Source organism: Kribbella speibonae (assembly GCF_004331375.1).
In the GTDB taxonomy this organism is placed as follows: Bacteria; Actinomycetota; Actinomycetes; order Propionibacteriales; family Kribbellaceae; genus Kribbella; species Kribbella sindirgiensis.
Map to the genome: position 1 here is coordinate 116,615 of NZ_SJKC01000003.1, position 16,595 is coordinate 133,209.

At 67.9% G+C, this 16,595-nt stretch carries 14 protein-coding genes; 3 read left to right on the forward strand and 11 right to left on the reverse strand.

The window, feature by feature from the left end:
* Positions 1 to 6: 6 nt before the first annotated feature.
* Together E0H92_RS21840 and E0H92_RS21845 are read right to left on the reverse strand one after the other, a co-directional pair.
* Positions 7 to 1,896: a caspase, EACC1-associated type gene (locus E0H92_RS21840; RefSeq protein ID WP_131497575.1), complete on the reverse strand. Its 1,890-nt coding sequence runs from the start codon at positions 1,894 to 1,896 to the stop codon at positions 7 to 9.
* Positions 1,893 to 2,261, reverse strand: coding sequence for an effector-associated constant component EACC1 (locus E0H92_RS21845; RefSeq protein ID WP_131497576.1), 369 nt, complete (start codon positions 2,259 to 2,261; stop codon positions 1,893 to 1,895). The genes E0H92_RS21840 and E0H92_RS21845 overlap by 4 nt, the downstream gene beginning before the upstream one ends.
* A gap of 96 nt (positions 2,262 to 2,357) precedes the next feature.
* Between E0H92_RS21845 and E0H92_RS21850 the strand changes: the two genes are divergently transcribed.
* Positions 2,358 to 3,416, forward strand: coding sequence for an alcohol dehydrogenase catalytic domain-containing protein (locus E0H92_RS21850; protein WP_131497577.1), 1,059 nt, complete (start codon positions 2,358 to 2,360; stop codon positions 3,414 to 3,416).
* Between the two features lie 166 nt (positions 3,417 to 3,582).
* Here E0H92_RS21850 and E0H92_RS21855 read toward each other — a convergent pair whose 3' ends face one another.
* From E0H92_RS21855 to E0H92_RS21865, 3 genes are all read right to left on the reverse strand, one after another.
* Positions 3,583 to 4,806, reverse strand: a complete 1,224-nt coding sequence (locus E0H92_RS21855; protein ID WP_131497578.1) for a response regulator — start codon at positions 4,804 to 4,806, stop codon at positions 3,583 to 3,585.
* Between the two features lie 214 nt (positions 4,807 to 5,020).
* Positions 5,021 to 5,974, reverse strand: a complete 954-nt coding sequence (locus E0H92_RS21860; protein ID WP_131497579.1) for a dihydrodipicolinate synthase family protein — start codon at positions 5,972 to 5,974, stop codon at positions 5,021 to 5,023.
* A gap of 11 nt (positions 5,975 to 5,985) precedes the next feature.
* Positions 5,986 to 7,104: a mandelate racemase/muconate lactonizing enzyme family protein gene (locus E0H92_RS21865; RefSeq protein ID WP_131460416.1), complete on the reverse strand. Its 1,119-nt coding sequence runs from the start codon at positions 7,102 to 7,104 to the stop codon at positions 5,986 to 5,988.
* Positions 7,105 to 7,200: 96 nt separating this feature from the next.
* On the opposite strand from E0H92_RS21865, the gene E0H92_RS21870 reads away from it, so the two are divergent.
* A complete protein-coding gene (locus E0H92_RS21870) occupies positions 7,201 to 8,163 on the forward strand; it encodes an LLM class flavin-dependent oxidoreductase (RefSeq protein ID WP_131497580.1) in 963 nt (320 codons plus the stop codon).
* 69 nt (positions 8,164 to 8,232) lie between these two features.
* Here E0H92_RS21870 and E0H92_RS21875 read toward each other — a convergent pair whose 3' ends face one another.
* From E0H92_RS21875 to E0H92_RS21895, 5 genes are all read right to left on the reverse strand, one after another.
* A complete protein-coding gene (locus E0H92_RS21875) occupies positions 8,233 to 9,105 on the reverse strand; it encodes a carbohydrate ABC transporter permease (protein WP_131297110.1) in 873 nt (290 codons plus the stop codon).
* A complete protein-coding gene (locus E0H92_RS21880) occupies positions 9,106 to 10,032 on the reverse strand; it encodes a carbohydrate ABC transporter permease (RefSeq protein WP_238152534.1) in 927 nt (308 codons plus the stop codon). It abuts the gene before it with no gap.
* A complete protein-coding gene (locus E0H92_RS21885; protein ID WP_131297107.1) occupies positions 10,029 to 11,294 on the reverse strand; it encodes an extracellular solute-binding protein in 1,266 nt (421 codons plus the stop codon). Before E0H92_RS21885 ends, E0H92_RS21880 begins: the two co-directional genes overlap by 4 nt.
* Before the next feature lie 92 nt (positions 11,295 to 11,386).
* The gene (locus tag E0H92_RS21890) at positions 11,387 to 13,402 is read right to left on the reverse strand and encodes a ligand-binding sensor domain-containing protein (protein WP_131497581.1); all 2,016 of its coding nucleotides are present in this window, start codon (positions 13,400 to 13,402) and stop codon (positions 11,387 to 11,389) included.
* Between the two features lie 129 nt (positions 13,403 to 13,531).
* Positions 13,532 to 14,122 carry a hypothetical protein gene (locus E0H92_RS21895; RefSeq protein WP_131497582.1) on the reverse strand — a complete coding sequence of 197 codons (591 nt, stop codon included), beginning with the start codon at positions 14,120 to 14,122 and terminating at the stop codon, positions 13,532 to 13,534.
* A gap of 85 nt (positions 14,123 to 14,207) precedes the next feature.
* Here E0H92_RS21895 and E0H92_RS21900 point away from each other — a divergent pair, with 85 nt between their 5' ends.
* Positions 14,208 to 15,404, forward strand: coding sequence for an RNA-guided endonuclease InsQ/TnpB family protein (locus E0H92_RS21900; protein WP_131460412.1), 1,197 nt, complete (start codon positions 14,208 to 14,210; stop codon positions 15,402 to 15,404).
* 35 nt (positions 15,405 to 15,439) lie between these two features.
* Here the strand turns inward: E0H92_RS21900 and E0H92_RS21905 are convergent, their stop codons facing one another.
* A complete protein-coding gene (locus E0H92_RS21905; RefSeq protein WP_131460411.1) occupies positions 15,440 to 16,588 on the reverse strand; it encodes an L-histidine N(alpha)-methyltransferase in 1,149 nt (382 codons plus the stop codon).
* Positions 16,589 to 16,595 lie beyond the last annotated feature (7 nt).

Consider the following 16,595-nt stretch of genomic DNA (forward strand, 5'->3'; position numbering starts at 1 on the left):
GCGCCGTCAGGAGCCTGACGGCGCTGGGCCCGGCCTCGGTGAGGCTGCTTCCGCGCGGGCCTGCCAGCGCTTGGCTTCTGCCTCCTGGCCTTGGCTCTCGAGGAAGATCGCCAGCGCGGCCATACCCACGATGTCGCCGGCTTCGGCGTAGGTACGACATACTCGCTCCGCCTCGTTCCGGTCGCCTCGGCCAACGAGCAGTTTGAGCAGTGGGGGCATACCGATCGCCACGTTCACCCGGAGACCTCTTCGGTACCAGTCCTCGGCCGTCGAGTCGTCGCCGAACCGCTGGTACATCTTGCCCAGTTCGACCATGGCTTGTCCCTCGCCGTTCTTGGCAGCCCGCTGGAACCAGTGCATCGCCTCGCCCAGTACCTCCGCCGTGTCGCCGGCCTCGTTGAGTTGTTGCCCGAGGCGCACCATCCCATCGTTGCTGCCTGCTTCCGCGGCTGCGCGGAAGCACCGGACTGCCGCTGCCTGCTCGTTCCGCCCCAGGTGCCGGATGCCGCGGTCGACCAAGGCCCTGGGCTCCCCCGCAGCAACTGCCTTGCCGAGCCAGCCTTCGGCCTCCTCCTGCAGGCCTTCATCGGAAGCAGCCAACAGCCCCAAGCAGGTCCAGCCTTCCGGGTCACCGGCGTCCGCTGCCCGTCCGTACCACGCGATGGCGGCTTCCAGGTCGCCCTGCTGCTCGAGCAACGTGCCGAGCCCGATCATGCCGCGCGTCCGTCCGCCGCGGATGGCGGTGCGATACCAGTGCTGGGCCTCGTCGGTGGCGCCGCGTCTCGTCAGGAGGTCGCCCAGTAGCTCGGCCACATGCAATTCACCGGCCTCAGCCGCCTTTCGGAACCACAACTCGGCTTCGTCGAACGCTCCCTGAATGTAGAAGAACCTACCGAGCTGGCCCATCCCCTTGGGCTGCGCCCGTCCGGCCGACTCGCGGTACCAACGCTCGGCCCGCACGCCGTTGCCCCGTTCCTCGTTGAGCCTGCCCAGCATGAGCATCGCGTCGAGGTTGCCGGCCGCCAGCGCCCGTCGATAGACGCGCTCCGCCATGGCTGTGTCGTCTTTTCGCTCCAGGTGAGCGCCGATCCGGTACACCTCGTTGGTATCGGCGAAGTTGATCGGGTCCTTCGCGGCATCGGCCGGTCGCCAAGACGCATTGATCGCCAGCGAAAGCCGGCCGATGGTGTCGGTGCCGCTGATCCTCGGCTCCGGCAGGCCGGCGCTGCGCAAGCGGTACAGCAGTTGCTCGTGCAGCATCGTGACGTCGATCAGTTCGGGGCCACCCGTCACACCGCTTCTGAGGACATCGACAAGTTGGCCGGTGAACGCGGTGAACACGGCCTCGGTCGGCGCCTTCGCCAGCTGGTTGCTCTTCGTGGCGGTCAGCACGCAGCTGCCCCGGATGTCCAGTTGGCCCGCAACCTGCGCAGCATTCCCGGCCATCGTTCCGTGGGCCAGCCCGCTGAAACAGCAGTCCAGCACCACGACCTTGTTGCGGGCGACGGACGACAGCATGGCCCGGCGTACGTCGTCGTAGGCGAGCGAGGTGAAGTGCGGCCTGTCCTGTAGGGCATGTGAGGTGGCCAGGTACAGGCGGCCGTCGACGTTCGGATCGATGAGCCCATGTCCGGCGAAATAGAGCAGGAACATGTCCGTTGCCTTGCGGGCGACGTCCTCCACCTGGAGTGCCAGCTCTTGGACGTTCGCAGGATTCTCGATGATCACGCAGTGCTCGTCGGGCAGACCGGTGCCGAGTGGATCGGTGAGGATCTCACGGAGCGCGTCGATGTTGTTCCGGACCGCGGGGAGATCGTCGAGGCCGTCGTCCTTCGGATAGGTGCTCACCCCGACGAGGCAGGCCCAGCTCTGGGCGGGATCCGGCGTGATCGTCACAGCTCTCCCACAGCCTCCCGGATCGCCGCGATCAGCGCGATCGGATCCTTGATCCGTTTCCCGTCCAGCTCGACGGTTCCCTTCTGCCCGCGAAAGGTGAGCTTCAGATCGGACGTGCGCTGCCGGACCCAGATGCTCAGCGAGGCCGCTAGCGCAGCACCGACGCCACCGGAACCCAGTGCCACCACCAGCACGTCGCTCACCCCGCCCATGTCTTCGGGGCCGGGCGCCGACTGCGTGAACGTCGGTCTCGGTACGTCCTCTTCACGCTGCAGCCAACGGAACAACGACCGGATCTCGGCGTCGGCGTCGGGTGCCTCCGACACACTGATGGCAATGTCTGCAGGACTTTCAGCTGTGGACACAATCGAATCCTACGAGCGGACAGGTTCGAACGGGTCACTCAGCGTGGCGTACGCCGACCGGCAACGAGCTCTGCATCGGCTGGCTAAGCTGCGATGATGCGAGCGGTCGTGGTGTCGGAGTACGGCGTACTGCCTGAGGTTCGTGAGGTTCCGGAGCCTTCGGTTGATGCTGGTTCGGTCGTACTGCGGGTTGAGGCGACCGGGCTGTGTCGGAGCGACTGGCATGGGTGGATGGGGCATGACTCCGACATCGTGCTGCCGCATGTGCCGGGGCATGAGCTCGCGGGGACGATCGCCGCGGTCGGGAGCGGGGTCTCCGGGTGGGCCGTCGGGGATCGGGTCACGACGCCGTTCATCTGTGCGTGTGGTGCTTGTGCGCAGTGCCTTGCCGGTGACCAGCAGGTCTGTCCGAACCAGTTGCAGCCCGGGTTCAACTACTGGGGTTCGTTCGCCGAGTACGTCGCTGTGCCGTACGCCGAGGTGAACCTGGTGCGGCTGCCCGACGACATGGACTTCGCGACCGCTGCGGGTCTGGGATGCCGTTTCGCGACGTCGTTCCGCGCCGTTCACCAGGTGGGGCAGGTCGTCGCGGGTGAACGCGTGGTCGTCTTCGGGTGCGGTGGCGTGGGGCTGTCGGCGGTCATGATCGCGTCGTCGCTCGGCGCCGAGGTCATCGCGATCGACACCAACCCGGACGCCCTAGCACTGGCCCGCGAGTACGGCGCCGCACACACAATCCAGGCACCGCCCACAGCCCCAGCCGCCGAATCCCACGCCGGGTCCCGCGCCGCCGGGACTGTCGAGCAGATCGGCGCGCTGGGTGGTGCGCACGTGACCATCGATGCGCTGGGCTCCGATGACGTCGTGCAGCAGGCACTGCAGGCACTCCGCCCGCGCGGACGTCATGTCCAGGTCGGCCTGCTCCCCTCCGGCGTCAACCTCGACGTCAGCCGCCTCATCGGTCAGGAACTCCAATGGCTGGGCAGCCACGGCATGCCCGCCCACGCCTACCCCGACATGCTCGCCCAAGTTGCCAACGGCAACCTAAACCCCCAGCAACTCATCACCCGAACCATCACCCTCGACGAAACCCCCGCAGCCCTGGCAGCCCTCTCCACCACCTCCCCCACCGGCGTCACAGTCATCAACCCGTAGCCCAACACCCACGAAAACGGGGCGTTGAACAGCAAATAGCCTGTTCAACGCCCCCGCAACGCGGGCTCTCACCCGAGGACGTGCGCTCGACATCCCGCCGCGGCCCCGGCGAAGCCGGCAAAGGCAGCCGCGCCGTAGGCGTGTCCGTTTGCCGCATGCTGGCCTCTTAGAGTCTGATCAGGTAGACCGTGGGTGGGCGGCCGGTGCGGCCGTGTTGTTGGGTGCCGGTGGGGGCTGCGAGGCCGGCTCGTTCCAGGCGTTTGAGGACTCGGCGGGCGGTGCGGAGCTGGACTGCCAGGTGGTCGGCGACGTCCTGGGTGGTGAGGCCGTCGGGGAGGGTGGCGGTGAGTTCGCGCATCCGGGCGAGGGTCTGGGTGTTGAGGCCGACCCGTCGCGCGAGGAGCGGGAGGCTTTCGGTGCCGCGGGCGCCGGGCGGCTGGTCGCCGGACGGTTCGATGACGATCTCGACGTCGTCGGACATCGAGACGACACCGGCGACGGACCCGATCGAGGCGGCGCGGCCCACTGCGCGACGGGCGAGCGCCTCGGCTTCAGCCGCCGTACGGCCGACGCCGAAACCGACGTACGCCGTGCTGTGCCGGGCCGCGAGGTTGTCGAGCAGGGGCATCCGGGAGAACTGTTCGGTCGCCTGCTCCAGGAGCCCGCGGGTGGTGACGACGAGGTGCCGGCCGTCGGGGAGGGCGGCAAGGCTGCCGCCGAGTGTGATCAGGTCGGCGGCGAGGGCGTCGTCCGGTTCGGGGAGGTCGATGACGCCGAGCGCGACCTGGGCGTCGCCGACGTGCTGGCCGGTCGTGGTGAGGATCAGGGCCTGCAGGGTGGAGCGGATCGAGTACCGCGACGGCGCGAGCCGGACCGACGGCATCTCGTTCTCGATCAGGTGGAACGCCGAACCCAGGCAGCTGATCGCGACCTTCGTGTCGTGCTTCTCGCGGGCGGTCCGGTGGAACTCGACGATGTCGTCCGAGGTCAGGCCCGGCCGGTACGGCAGCACCTGGATCTGGTCGGTCGGCAGCTTCGCCTCGATCAGGGTCTCCAGCACCTCGGACCGCCGCAGCGTGTCGATCGAGAACTGGGTGACGTTGTGGCCGAGCCGCAGCAGCTCGACGAGGGCCCGCAGCAGCGTCGCGCCGTCGTACGAGACGTACATCGCCGGCCGGTCGATCACGCCGGCCTCGGTGGCGATCGTGTACGGGACGACGCCGGTGAACAGGAACGCGTCGACCTCGCCCTGCGCCTGCTCGACGAGCTCGACCGCCTCGGTCTCGTGCCGGTACGCCAGCGGCACGAGCACGGTCCCGCTCGGCGCGCCGACCACGGTCACCCGCTGGACCAGGTCCTCGGGCCCGACGACCCCGACCGCCAGCGCCATCAGTCCACCGCGCTTGGAGCTGAGCAGATCCTCAAGGCTGTCCTCCGACGACTTCTGGTCTGGCCCTCAAGTCGCAGAATAGCGCAGCGGGCTCCGAGATCTTGACGTTCAGGCCTTGCTCTCCTAGTTTCGGTCAAGACCACAATTGTGGCCACCCCCTGAGGCGAGTCCAGGGAGCGCAGGTGTGGTGGAGCGTAGGAGGGAGCGCGCCACCTCACGGTCCGTGCAGTTGCTCCAAGCAGCGGACGACCAGTTCACGCTCGCCCAGGGGAAGTCCCGGCCCGTACGGGTCGTGCGCGGCCGCGGCCGGCACCAGGCCTTCCCATTCGGCGGCCCAGAGCATCCGCTGGACGTAACCCTCGATCGGCGCGTAGAACGTCGCCGCCGCGAACCGGTCCAGCCGGTCCGACGCGGTCAGGAACGCCGCGTGGTCGCCGGCCGTCCAGGCCAGCAGGACGGCGGACGACAGCTCGACCTGCGCCGACGCGATCCCGACCAGTGCCGTGTCCGCGCCCCACATGAACGACGGCCCGTACATCCGGTCCTCGCCGGTGATCAGCAGCTTCCCGCTGTCGCGCCCGGCCCAGATCGCGTCCTGGCACCCGATCGCGCGGTCCAGCGTCGCGGTCTTCACGCCGAGCATCGCATCCAGGCTGAGCAGATCCCGGATCAACGAGGGCGAGTACGGGTACCCGCCGGCCTCGCCGTGCAGGTAGAAGCCGACCAGCGGCAGCCCGCTCTCGGCCGCCACGCGCTCGTGCAGCGCGACCGCCTGTGCGTGCCCGTCTGGCGACTCTCCTAGCGCTGCTAGCGGATAGACCATCACCGCATCGGCCCCACCGGCGGCAGCGGCCCGTGCCATCTCCACGGTCGCGTCGGCCGCCTGCTCCAGCGTCTCCGCCGCTGAAGACTTCGGTACGCCGACACCGGCGACGATCGGTACATCGGTAGCGGACCGCCACGTCTCGAGCACCTTCGCGCGGTCGCCTGGGGACAGGTAGAGCCCGCGCCCGGTGTGCGCCCACACCGCGACACCGCCGACAGCGTGCTTCGTGAGCGAGACGGCGTACGCGGACAAGGCGTCGTACGCGACGACGCCGTCGGAGTCCATCGGGGTGACGACGGCCGGGAGCAGCGTGCCGCGGAGCCGTTCGACCAGTGGATGCATCAGCTGACCTCTCACACGTCGTGCCCGAGACCGGGCCGCTTCGGTACGTCGATCCAGCCGTCGCAATCGGCGAACACGGTCGGGGCCAGCGGGTCCTCGTGAACCATCAACGGCCCCACCAGGTCCGCCGCGACGGTCGCTCCGGGTACGGCGGCGGCCAGGTGTACGGCGGCCAGCGTCGCGACACCCAGCTCCGGCATCGACCCTACCTTCACCGCGAGCCCCGCGGCCTCGGCCACCGCGGCGATCTGCAGTGCGCGATGGAGCCCGCCGACCTTGAGGATCTTGATGTTCAGTACGTCGGCCGCACCGCGCCGTGCGATCTCCAGAGCGTCGTGCAGCGAGTGCATGCTCTCGTCGACCATGACGCGGACGTCGAGGCGGTCCCGCAGCCGTACGAGCCCGGTCAGGTCCCAGCGCGGGAGGGGCTGCTCCAGGAGGGTCAGACCGGCCGCACTCATCTTGGCGAGGTACGGGAGAGCTGTGGTGGCGTCGTACCCCTCGTTGGCGTCCAGGCACAGCTCCGCGTCGGCGGGGATCGCGGCGCGGACGGCGCGGATCAGTTCGAGGTCCTTGGCCGGGTCGTGGCCGCCCTTGACCTTCAGGTGCATGAACCCGCGACCAGCGTACTCCGCGGCCTCGGCGGCCATCTCGTCGAGCGTCCCGAGGCCGACCACCCACGTCGTCTGCACGCGGTCGCGGACGCTGCCGCCGAGCAGCGCGTGCACCGGCCAGCCGCTGATCCGTCCGGCCAGGTCGAACAGGGCGATGTCGAGTCCGGACTTGGCGACCTGCTGGCCGCGCAGTACGCCGTCCATCGTGACGTGAGCGCCCGCGCGGTCGAGCGGGTCGCGGCCGACCAGCGCGGGCGCGAGGTGCTCCTCGATCGCCGCCTGGACCCCGGCCAGCGTCTCACCGGTGTACGCCGTCATCGGCGAGGTCTCACCGATCCCGACGGCGCCGTCCGCGGTGTGCACCTCGACGACCAGACTGATCAACTCGTTGCTCACCCCGCTGCTGATCTGGAACGGCCGGCGGTACGGCGCGCTCACCACGCGGGTCTTGATCGCACTGATCGGCGCGGCCGATCCCCCGTCGGGGAACCCCGCCGGTTCTGCTGCAAGACTCATACCGGCTCCTAGGGGTCGCAATCTGGGCGGAAAGCATTTACGGTCAAGACCGTAAATACCCTAAGCGCTCCCTGTCAACGGAAGGTGGCACCTCTGATGCGGCTGGGTCTGTATCTCAACCTCTACGGCACCCCTGACGAGCGGCCCCAGCTGGCGGACGCGGTCGAGCAGGCGAAGCTTGCGGAGGAGGCCGGATTCGAGTGGGTCGTGCTCGGCGAACGGCACCTGCACCGGCCCGGGTACCACGAGATCCTGACGTCGATGACGTGGCTGGCCGCGCACACATCCCGGATCGGGATCGCCACGGCGGGGATCGTGGCGCCGCTGTACGACCCCGTCGTCCTCGCGGAGACGCTGGCGCACATCGACGTACTGTCGGGTGGCCGGCTGACGGCTGGGTTCGTGCTCGGGTACCGGCCGGAGGAGTTCGCGCTGTACGGCGTGACGCAGGCGGAGCGGGTCGCGCGGTTCGAGGAAGGGCTTGAGATCCTCACCCGGTTGTGGACGTCTGACGAGGTCACGTACGACGGGAAGTTCACGTCGATCCAGGACGCGTACCTGTCACCGCGCCCGGTGCAGACGCCGCGGCCGCGGTTGTGGAACGGCGGGCGGGTGTCGGCCGTGCTGGAGCGTACGGCGCGGATGTGCGACGGGTGGACCACGTCGTTCAACGAACTCGACGCTGATCTGCCGGGGAAGATCGCTGAGTACCTGTCGTATCCCCAAGGCGCCGGGTCGCTGGGCCAGGAGGTCATCCTCTGCCGCGAGGGCTACTGCGCCCCCACCTCCCAGGGCGCTCGCGAGGCCCTGGAGGGGCCGCTACGGGACCTGTACGACGCCTACACCGGCTGGAAACGCACATCCACAGACGCAGCCCGCTACACCCAAGGCTGGGACGACATCGTGTCCCGCAGCGTCATAGGCTCCCCGGCCGAATGCGCCGACCGCCTCTCCCACTACGAGTCCATGGGCGCCGACGGCATCATCCTCCGCATCCAACCCCCCGGCATGCCCCAATCCGAAGCCCTCCGCGCCATCGAGGCCTTCGGCAATCTCTAGCTGACGAGCGCACTTTGAGAACCCGCCAACCAAAATTCCGGACCGCGGATGGTTGGTGGGTTCTCAAAGTCAGGCCTTCAGGCCGGACATTGCGATGGAGTCGGTTAGGTAGCGTTGGAGTAGGCCGAAGACCAGGAGGCTGGGGACTACCGTGATGGTGGCGCCGGCCATGAGTTGGTTGATGGGGACGGCTTGGCCTTGGAGGGTGGCCAGGCCGACGGTGAGGGTTTGCATCTTGCCGGACTGGCCGATGACCAGTGGCCACAGGAAGTCGTTCCAGTGCCAGAGGAAGACGAAGATGCCCAGTGTCGCGAGGACCGGGCGGACCAGTGGCAGGACGATCATGGTGAAGATCCGCCACTCGGGGGCGCCGTCGATCTCGGCGGCTTCGAAGAGTTCGTCGGGGAGTTGCAGGATGAACTGGCGCATCAGGAACACGGCTTGCGAGTTCGCCAGCGTCGGCACGATCAGGCCCCAGTAGCTGTCCACCCAATCCAGTTTCGCGACCAGGATGTACGACGGGATCAGCGTCGCCTGGAACGGGACCATCAACGTGGCGAGGAACGCCCAGAACATGATCTCCCGGCCGGGGAACTTCTTCTTCGCGAACGCGTACCCGGCCATCGACGCGAACAGCAGCACCAACGCCACGGACACCAGCGAGTAGAGCAGCGAGTTCACCGTCCAGCGCGGGATGTCGGAGCTGGACAGCACCTTGGAGAAGTTCTCCAGCGTGAAGTTCGCCGGGTTCAGCGCGCCGGGGAACGTCTGCCCGCTCGGCGGCGCGAACGCGACCAGCACCATCGCCGCGAACGGCACGATGGTCACGATCGCGGTCAGCGTCAGCAAGGTCGGCAACGTCAGCCGGCCCGCCGTACGCCGTCCCGCCGCCGGGGCCTCTACGACCGGGCGGACCGGCGGGCGGTCGAGTACCTGAGCCATCTAGTCGTCCCTCCCGACGAGCCGGCGCTGTACGAGCGAGACGATCAGCACGATCAGGAACAGCACCAGACCGATCGCGCTCGCGTAACCGAAGTCGAAGTACTTGAACCCGCTGTCGTACAGGAAGTACACGAGCGAGTAGCTGGACCGCACCGGGCCGCCGCCCGTCATCACGTACATCGCGTCGAAGACCTGGAACGCGCCGATGGTCTCGATCACCAGGACGAAGAACAGCACCGGGCGTAGCTGCGGCAGGGTCACGTACCGGAACCGTTGCCAGGTGCCCGCGCCGTCGATCATCGCGGCCTCGAGGTACGACTTCGGGACCGCCTGCAGGCCCGCGAGCAGGATCAGCATCGAGTACCCGAAGCCCTTCCAGGCCGAGGTGACGGCGATCGACGGCAGTACGGTGCTCGACTGGCTGAGGAAGTCGATCGGGCCGATGTTCACCAGCCCGAGGACGGAGTTCAGGAGGCCGTCCTGGGCGTCGTAGATCCACTTCCAGATCACCGCGGCCAGCACGATGCTGGTCACGTACGGGAGGAAGAAGACTCCGCGGAAGAAGCCGCGGTTCCACACCACTTGGTGGAGCAGTACGGCGGTACCGAGCGAGAGCAGGACTGTCAGCGGGACGAAGATCACGGTGTAGGTGACGGTGACCAGCAGCGCCTCGTGGAACACGTTGTCCGACAGCAGGCGCGTGTAGTTGTCGAGCGCGATGAAGTCCCACTTGCCGCTGATCCGGTAGTCGGTCAACGAAAGAAAGAACGCACCGATCGCCGGCAAGAACCGGAACAGCAGGAACAGCACCAGCATCGGCGCGACGAACAACAACCCGACCCATGGCCGCCGGCGCGGTCCGAAGCGAGGTCGCCGGCCGGCCGCGGGTCCCGCCCGACCCGCGACCGTGTCCTGCGTGTTGGTCAACGCTGCCTCGAGAGGAGGTCGTTGGCTTGTTTGGCTGCGTCGTCCAAGGCCTGTTGCGGCTGCTTCTTGCCGGTCAGGACCGCCTGGATCTCGGTGCTCAGGAACGACATGATCTGCCGCGCCGACGGGTTCGGCTCACCCGGGATCGCGTACTGCAGTGCGTCCTTGAACTTCGCCGCGTTCGGGTCGGTGGACTCGGACTTGGCGTCGCTGCGCGGTGAGTAGAACCCGGACGCCTTGCTGAGCGCGTCCAGCTGCGCCGACTGCATCATGAACGACAGGAACTTCTTCGCGCCGTCGACGTTCTCCGAGGCCGCGTTCACGACCAGACCGCCGGGGAGCCCGAAGCCGACCTGCTTCTTGCCGGTCAGCGGCGTGCCGAGTTCGACGTTCGCCTTGCCCCAGGTCGCGGACACGGTGGCCACGTCGGCCGGAACGCTCGTCATCGCCATCGCGACCTGCCCCTTGCCGAACGGCGAGTCGGCGACCACGTTGCCCGCGGTGAGCGCGGTCTTCGGGATCGCGCCCTCGTCCCACAGGCTCTTCAGGAAGGTCAGCGCCTCCAGGCCGGGCGCCTGGTTGAACGTGACGGTCTTGCCGTCGTCGGCGAACACCTTCCCGCCGGCCTGCCACAGCAGCGGGTAGAAGTTCAGGTTCAGCGTCGCCTCCGGCGAGGCCGAGTAGTCCAGCGTGGAGAACCCGGCGGCCTTGAGCTTCGGCGCGGCCGCCTTGATCTCGTCCCAGGTCTCCGGCGGCTTGCTGATCCCGGCCTTGGCCAGGACGGTCTTGTTGTACATCGTGGTCGTGACCGTGTGGTAGATCGGGGCGCCGTACACCTTGCCCTCGACGGTCAGGCCCGGGATCGCGGCCGGCAGGAACTTGTCCTTCTCCGGCGCGACCGCGTCGTCGACCGGCTCCAGCGAGCCGCTCTTCACGTACTGCGGGATCTGGTCCGGGATCATCAGCAGGACGTCCGGGCCCTTCCCACCGGAGAACGCCGCCGCGACCTTCTCCTCGCGGCCCTTCCACGGCTGGTTCTCCAGCTTCAGGTCGATACCGGAGTTGGCCGCCTCGAAGTCGGTCTCGACCTTCTTCCAGTAGGCGTCGCTGGCCGCCTGGTCGGCGATCACCGGGTACATCCAGAGCGTGACGCTCTTCTTGCTGGTCGAGCCGCCGTCGTCGCCTCCGCCGCAGGAACTGAGCGCGGCGGCGAGTACTAGCGCCGTCAGTGGTGCCGCGATGCGGCGGACGGTGGATTTCATCGCACCCCCAGGGTGTGTCCGGAAGTCAGGGCCGGAACTAGTGAAACCGAATAACGGTCAGGACCGAAAGTAGCCGGGTCGAATTTCAGCTGTCAACGGCTGATATCAATCCGGAACAGCTCGGACCCGCTCGTCATCAGCAGTTGGTGGTCTCCCCGGACGCCGAGCCGCCGGTGGGCGTGCGCGACGAACACCGTCGGGACGGAGTTCTTCCCGGGTGCGATCCGGTAGATCTTGTTCAGGTCGATGCTCACGTAGACGGCCTCCGAGGTGGCGACGATGTCGCCGCTGGAGTTCGTCGTCCCGAGCGTGAAGGACTTCTTCAGCTTGCCGCTGTCCGGGGCCACCGCGAACACGGTCTTGCCGGCCACGCCCCACAGCAGCCCGTCCGGGCCGATCGTGACCGAGGACACCGTCGCGCGGCCCGGTACCGGCACGGTCTCCCAGAGTTTCTTCTTCTTCGCCACATCCCACGCGAACACTGTGCCCGCTTCCCGGGTCGGCGGGGTGGTGGTCAGGCCGCCGGCGATCGATGTCCCGCCGTACACGATGCCGCAGTGCGAAGTGAGGCCGAAGACGGACTCGTCCTGGACGACGTTGCGGTACTTCTCCGCGGTGTTCGTCGCCGGGTCGTAGATCACCAGCGCGCCGCCCAGCCGGTCGCCGTCGGGGACGGTGCCGACCGCGATCTTGCCGTTCACCTCGGTCAGCGCGCGGGCGCGGGTCTGCAGCAGGTCGGGCTTCAGGTTGAGCAGCTGCTTCGGGTTGTCCGGCGTACCGGGCGGTCCGGGGGAGTACTCCGGGCTGCTCCAGGGGTTCGTGGTGTCGTAGGAGTAGAGGCGGGCCTCCGGATAGGCGCCGACCCAGACCGTGCCGTTCGAGCCCTCCATCAGGGCCTCGACCTGCGAGAACCGGTTGAACTTGGCCTCACCCGTGGCCGGGTCGACCACGGACACGCCGCCGTTCAGGAAGCCGCCGGCGTAGATGTTGTTCTTGCCGCCCGCGACGGACAGGATCTCGATCGGTTCCCGGCGGACCTTGGTCACGAAGATCTCGGACTTGCCGGTCTGCGGGTTGTACCGGAACTCCTCGCCGCGCCACAACGTGCCGACGACGCTCGTGCCCGGGTAGTCGGGCAGGTTCAGGTCGGCGTACCCGATCGAGCGGGCGTTCTGGATCCGGCCGGTGAACGTCAGGCCGGTGCCGGTCAGGGTCTTGGTGGCCGGGTCGTACTTCTTCAGTTCGCTGCTCTGGATCAGGTACAGCGAGCCGTCCGCGCCGACCGGGGAGATATCCAGGCCGTGCGCGTTCGGGATCTCGTCGACCCAGATCCGCGACGCGATGTCCCAGACGTACAGCGGGCCCGGGAACGCCGTACTGATCCGCGCGTACACGCGCCCGCCGCGGGCATTCAGGTCGTACACGACCTTGTCGGATGGGTCGCCGAGACCGGGCGGGGACGGGAGTTCGGTGACCGCGCCGGTGCTCACGTCGAGTTCGAGGATGTGCGCGTCGGGCATCGTGCCGGCGTACACCTTGCCGCCCGCGTAGTCGATGCTCTTGACGTACGTCTGGCCCGCCAGGACCGTGCCGTAGTCGCGGATCGCGCCGGTCTGGTCGTCGTACCGGAACACCTTGCCGTTCGGGTACGTCCCGCCGTACACGTTGCCCTGGTCGTCGGTGGTGATCCGCCAGATGAACGACTCGGACGCGATCGGACGGCCGAGGTCCTCGACGCTGCCGCCCGGCCGCAGCCGGTACAGGTGGCCGTTGTTGTAGGTGCCGACGTAGATCGTGCCGTCCGGCGTCGCGGCCACCGCGTAACTGCCGTCCGCGCCGGGCAGCGCCGCGGAGAGCAGGCTGTCGCCGGTCGCCGGGTCGATGGCGTTCAGGTACGCCGGACTTCCGGTGGACACGTTCCAGATCGCGGTCTTGCCGTTCGGGCCGGGCGCGACGGTGCCGCCGATGAGCAGTACGTCGGACAGCGGCGTACCGAGTGAGACGAGCGTGCCGACCGGTGGGTGAGGACCGGCCTGTGCCGGTGTGGTCAGGGTGGTTCCGAGCAGAGCGACGAGGGCCAGTGCGAGAAGGGAGCGGACTGATCGCATACGAATTGCCTCCGGGGTGCCGTATTTACGGTCCTGTCCGAAAGTGAAGCTCTCGCGGCGTGGCCAAGTCAACGGCTCGGCACAATTTGCAGCTACTGACAGCAACGGGTCCGGTTACGGCCTCGGCCGTTAAAGCTCGGGGAGGGCGTCGAGCAGTTTCTGCAGCTTCTCGCGGGTGGCCGCGAAGTAGCTGTCCTCGCGGTGCAGCGCGCGGTGGAACGCGGCCAGCTCGGCCGCCGAGATCGTGTTCGAGAAGGTGCTGATCTCGGTCAGGTCGAGCCGCCGGTTGAACAGGTGCACGGTGTCGCGCCAGCGGTGCAGCAGGCCGACGAGCTCGGCGTCCCGGCGCAGGCCCAGCGCACCCGACACCAGCGCGAGATCGACCGCGGACACCACCAGTCGCGGGTACACCTGCCGGGTGGTGGGCGCGTCGGGCGAGAACCGCTCGTCGTTCAGCAGCCTGGTGTTCTCGCGCAGCTCGTTCACGACGGCGCGCAGGACTTCCGTACGGCGTTCCGCCTCGGCCGTCAGCCGTTCGACGAAGATACCGGTCAGCCCGGCGACCAGCGTGAGCGAGTTGACCGCCGGCTCCCAGCGCGAACCCTCCGGCCAGAAGAACCACAGGACGCCGAGAACGAAGGCCAGCGCGAGCAGGCCGTACGTCACGACACTGACGACGGTCCGCCGGTGGGCCGACCAGCGAATATCGGCTGAGGTCATCGGAGCGGTCGCAGGGCGGGAGGCACCGCGACTACCTCCCTTCGGCGATCAGGAAATGTCGGTGCCGGCTGCTGGGATGGATGGCATGTCCCGGTTCCGCTTGTACCCGACACCCGCGCAGCAGGCATCGTTGCTGGAACAGTGCAAGCACGCGCGGTGTGTGTGGAACCTGGCGCTGGAGCAGTGGTCGATGTGGACCCGTGACAAAGGTCCGACGCCTGGGTACGTCGAGCAGGCGCGGCAACTGACCGAGGCGAGGGGCACGTTCGAGTGGCTGCGTGCTGGGTCCCAAACCGTTCAGCAGCAGGCGCTGCGAGACTTTGACCAGGCCGTCAGGAGTTTCTACTCCGGAACGCACAGGCGTCCGACCTGGCGCAAAGCCGGGCTGCATGAGGGATTCCGCATCGTTGGATCCCAGGCGACCAGGATCGTCACCAAAAACCGGAGGTGGGCTGCCGCGTTGGTCCCGAAGGTCGGCTGGGTGCGGTTCCGGCGATCCCGCGCCGTACCGGACGCGAAGTCGTACCGCGTCACCCGGGATCGATCGGGCCGCTGGCATATTGCCTTCGCTGTGGTTCCGGAGCCGGTTCCAGCGCCGGATACGGGCGAGATTGTCGGAGTGGACCGTGGTGTTGCCGTCTCGGCTGCCTTGTCTACAGGCGAGCTTTTGGTCTGCCCTGGTCTGTCGAATCGCGCGGCAGAGCGGCTCAAACACCTGGAACGCCGCTTGGCCCGCTGTTGCCGTGGCTCCAACCGGCGTCAGCGGGTGAAGGCCACGATCGCCAAGCTGTATGCCCGGGCCGTGGACAGGCGAAAGGATTGGGTGGAAAAGACCAGTACCGAACTGGCTCGGCGGTTCGATGTCATCCGCGTGGAGGACCTGCGCATCGCCAAGATGTCCCGACGCCCCAAACCCAAACCCGACCCCGAACGGCCGGGGGGATACGTGCGGAACGGTCGCCGTGCCAAAGCCGGACTCAACCGAGGCATGATGGCCAACGGCTGGGGCGAGTTGGTTCGGCGCCTGGAACAGAAGGCGCCGGGACGGGTCGAGAAGGTCAACGCTGCGTACACGTCGCAGACCTGCAGCATCTGTGGGCACTGCGCACCGGCGAACCGCGAGAGTCAAGCGGTGTTCCGGTGCATGGCCTGCGGACATGAGGTCAACGCTGATGTGAACGCGGCCATCAACATCGCGGCCGGACGGGCCGTCAGCGCACGCCGAGAGACGCCTGCACGGGTCTCGCCGAAGCGTGAACCTCAACTCACTACCTCCGCGTAGTAGCTGAATCCCTGGCCTCGGGGGCGGGGTGGACGTCAAGTTGCCCAGATGTCGTCGGCGAGGCTGCGTGCGGTCTCGCCGGCTCCCTCCGGTGCGAGCAGCAGCAGCTCCAGGCCGAACGGGTTCGGACGGCGGGCGTACCGGAACTGGGACTGGATCGCCTCGACCGGCGTCAGCCGGCAGGCCTCGGTGAGCCGCTTCAGCCGGGTCGTGGAGTACTTGCGGGTGGTGTAGAGGCGGATGGTGTCGCCGATCGGCAGCACTGCCTCGGTGTGGTCCGGCAGCTCCATCCGGATCTCTTCGCCGGTGTCGTTCTGCCAGTAGATCTTCACCAGCAGCGCGTCCTCGTCCTCGACCTCGCCGACGAACTTGACCAGGTCGTTGTTGATCTTGAGGTCGGTGTTGTACCGCAGGGTGCTGGTGACGAACTCCGCGAACGCACGGGTCTGGTGGTACTCGTCCGCGGCCGCGTCGGCGGACTCCTGGTCGAGTCGCGTCGTACTGGCCACCTCGAGCAGCAGACGGTCCTGCGGCCGCAGGCCCCGGGTGAGCGTGCTGAGCAGCTCTTCGTCGCTCTCGAAGTTGGCCAGCGTGTTGCCGGTCAGCGTGAACAGGATCGGCTCGTCGCCGACCAGCCGGGCCAGCATCTGCCCGAGCTCTTCCATGTTGTCGGCGATCGAGAAGTCCAGCTGCACCGGCAGCACCTGCTCCACCGGGAACCGGGCGTCGCGGGCGGGCTGCGTGCCCATCCGCAGCATCTCCGAGCTCATGTCGACCGGGATGTAGTACATGTTCCGGTTGTGCCGGCGCATGTCGCTGAGGATCGTGCGGTCCTTCACACCGGTGCCGACGCCGAGGCTCACCACGTGGAAGCCGCCGTTCTCGACGTGCGGCCGGACCTTGCGCCAGTGCCGCAGGAACGACTCCGCGCCGGCCTTCATGACCAGGTAGAACGGGTCGTTGGTGGCGTTCGCCCAGGCGATCGTCGGGCCGATACCCCAGTACGAGAAGCCCGAGGTGATCTGCTTGCCGTCGCCGGTCGTCGAGAACGGTCCGCGCAGGTCGCCGGTCAGCGTCGCGAGCTTGTCCGTCTGGTCCTCACCCGTCAGCACCAGCGACCAGGCGAAATCGTCGTCGGCCAGCGCATGCTCGAGCTTCCGGATCACAGGTACCGGCTCTGTCACATCTCAC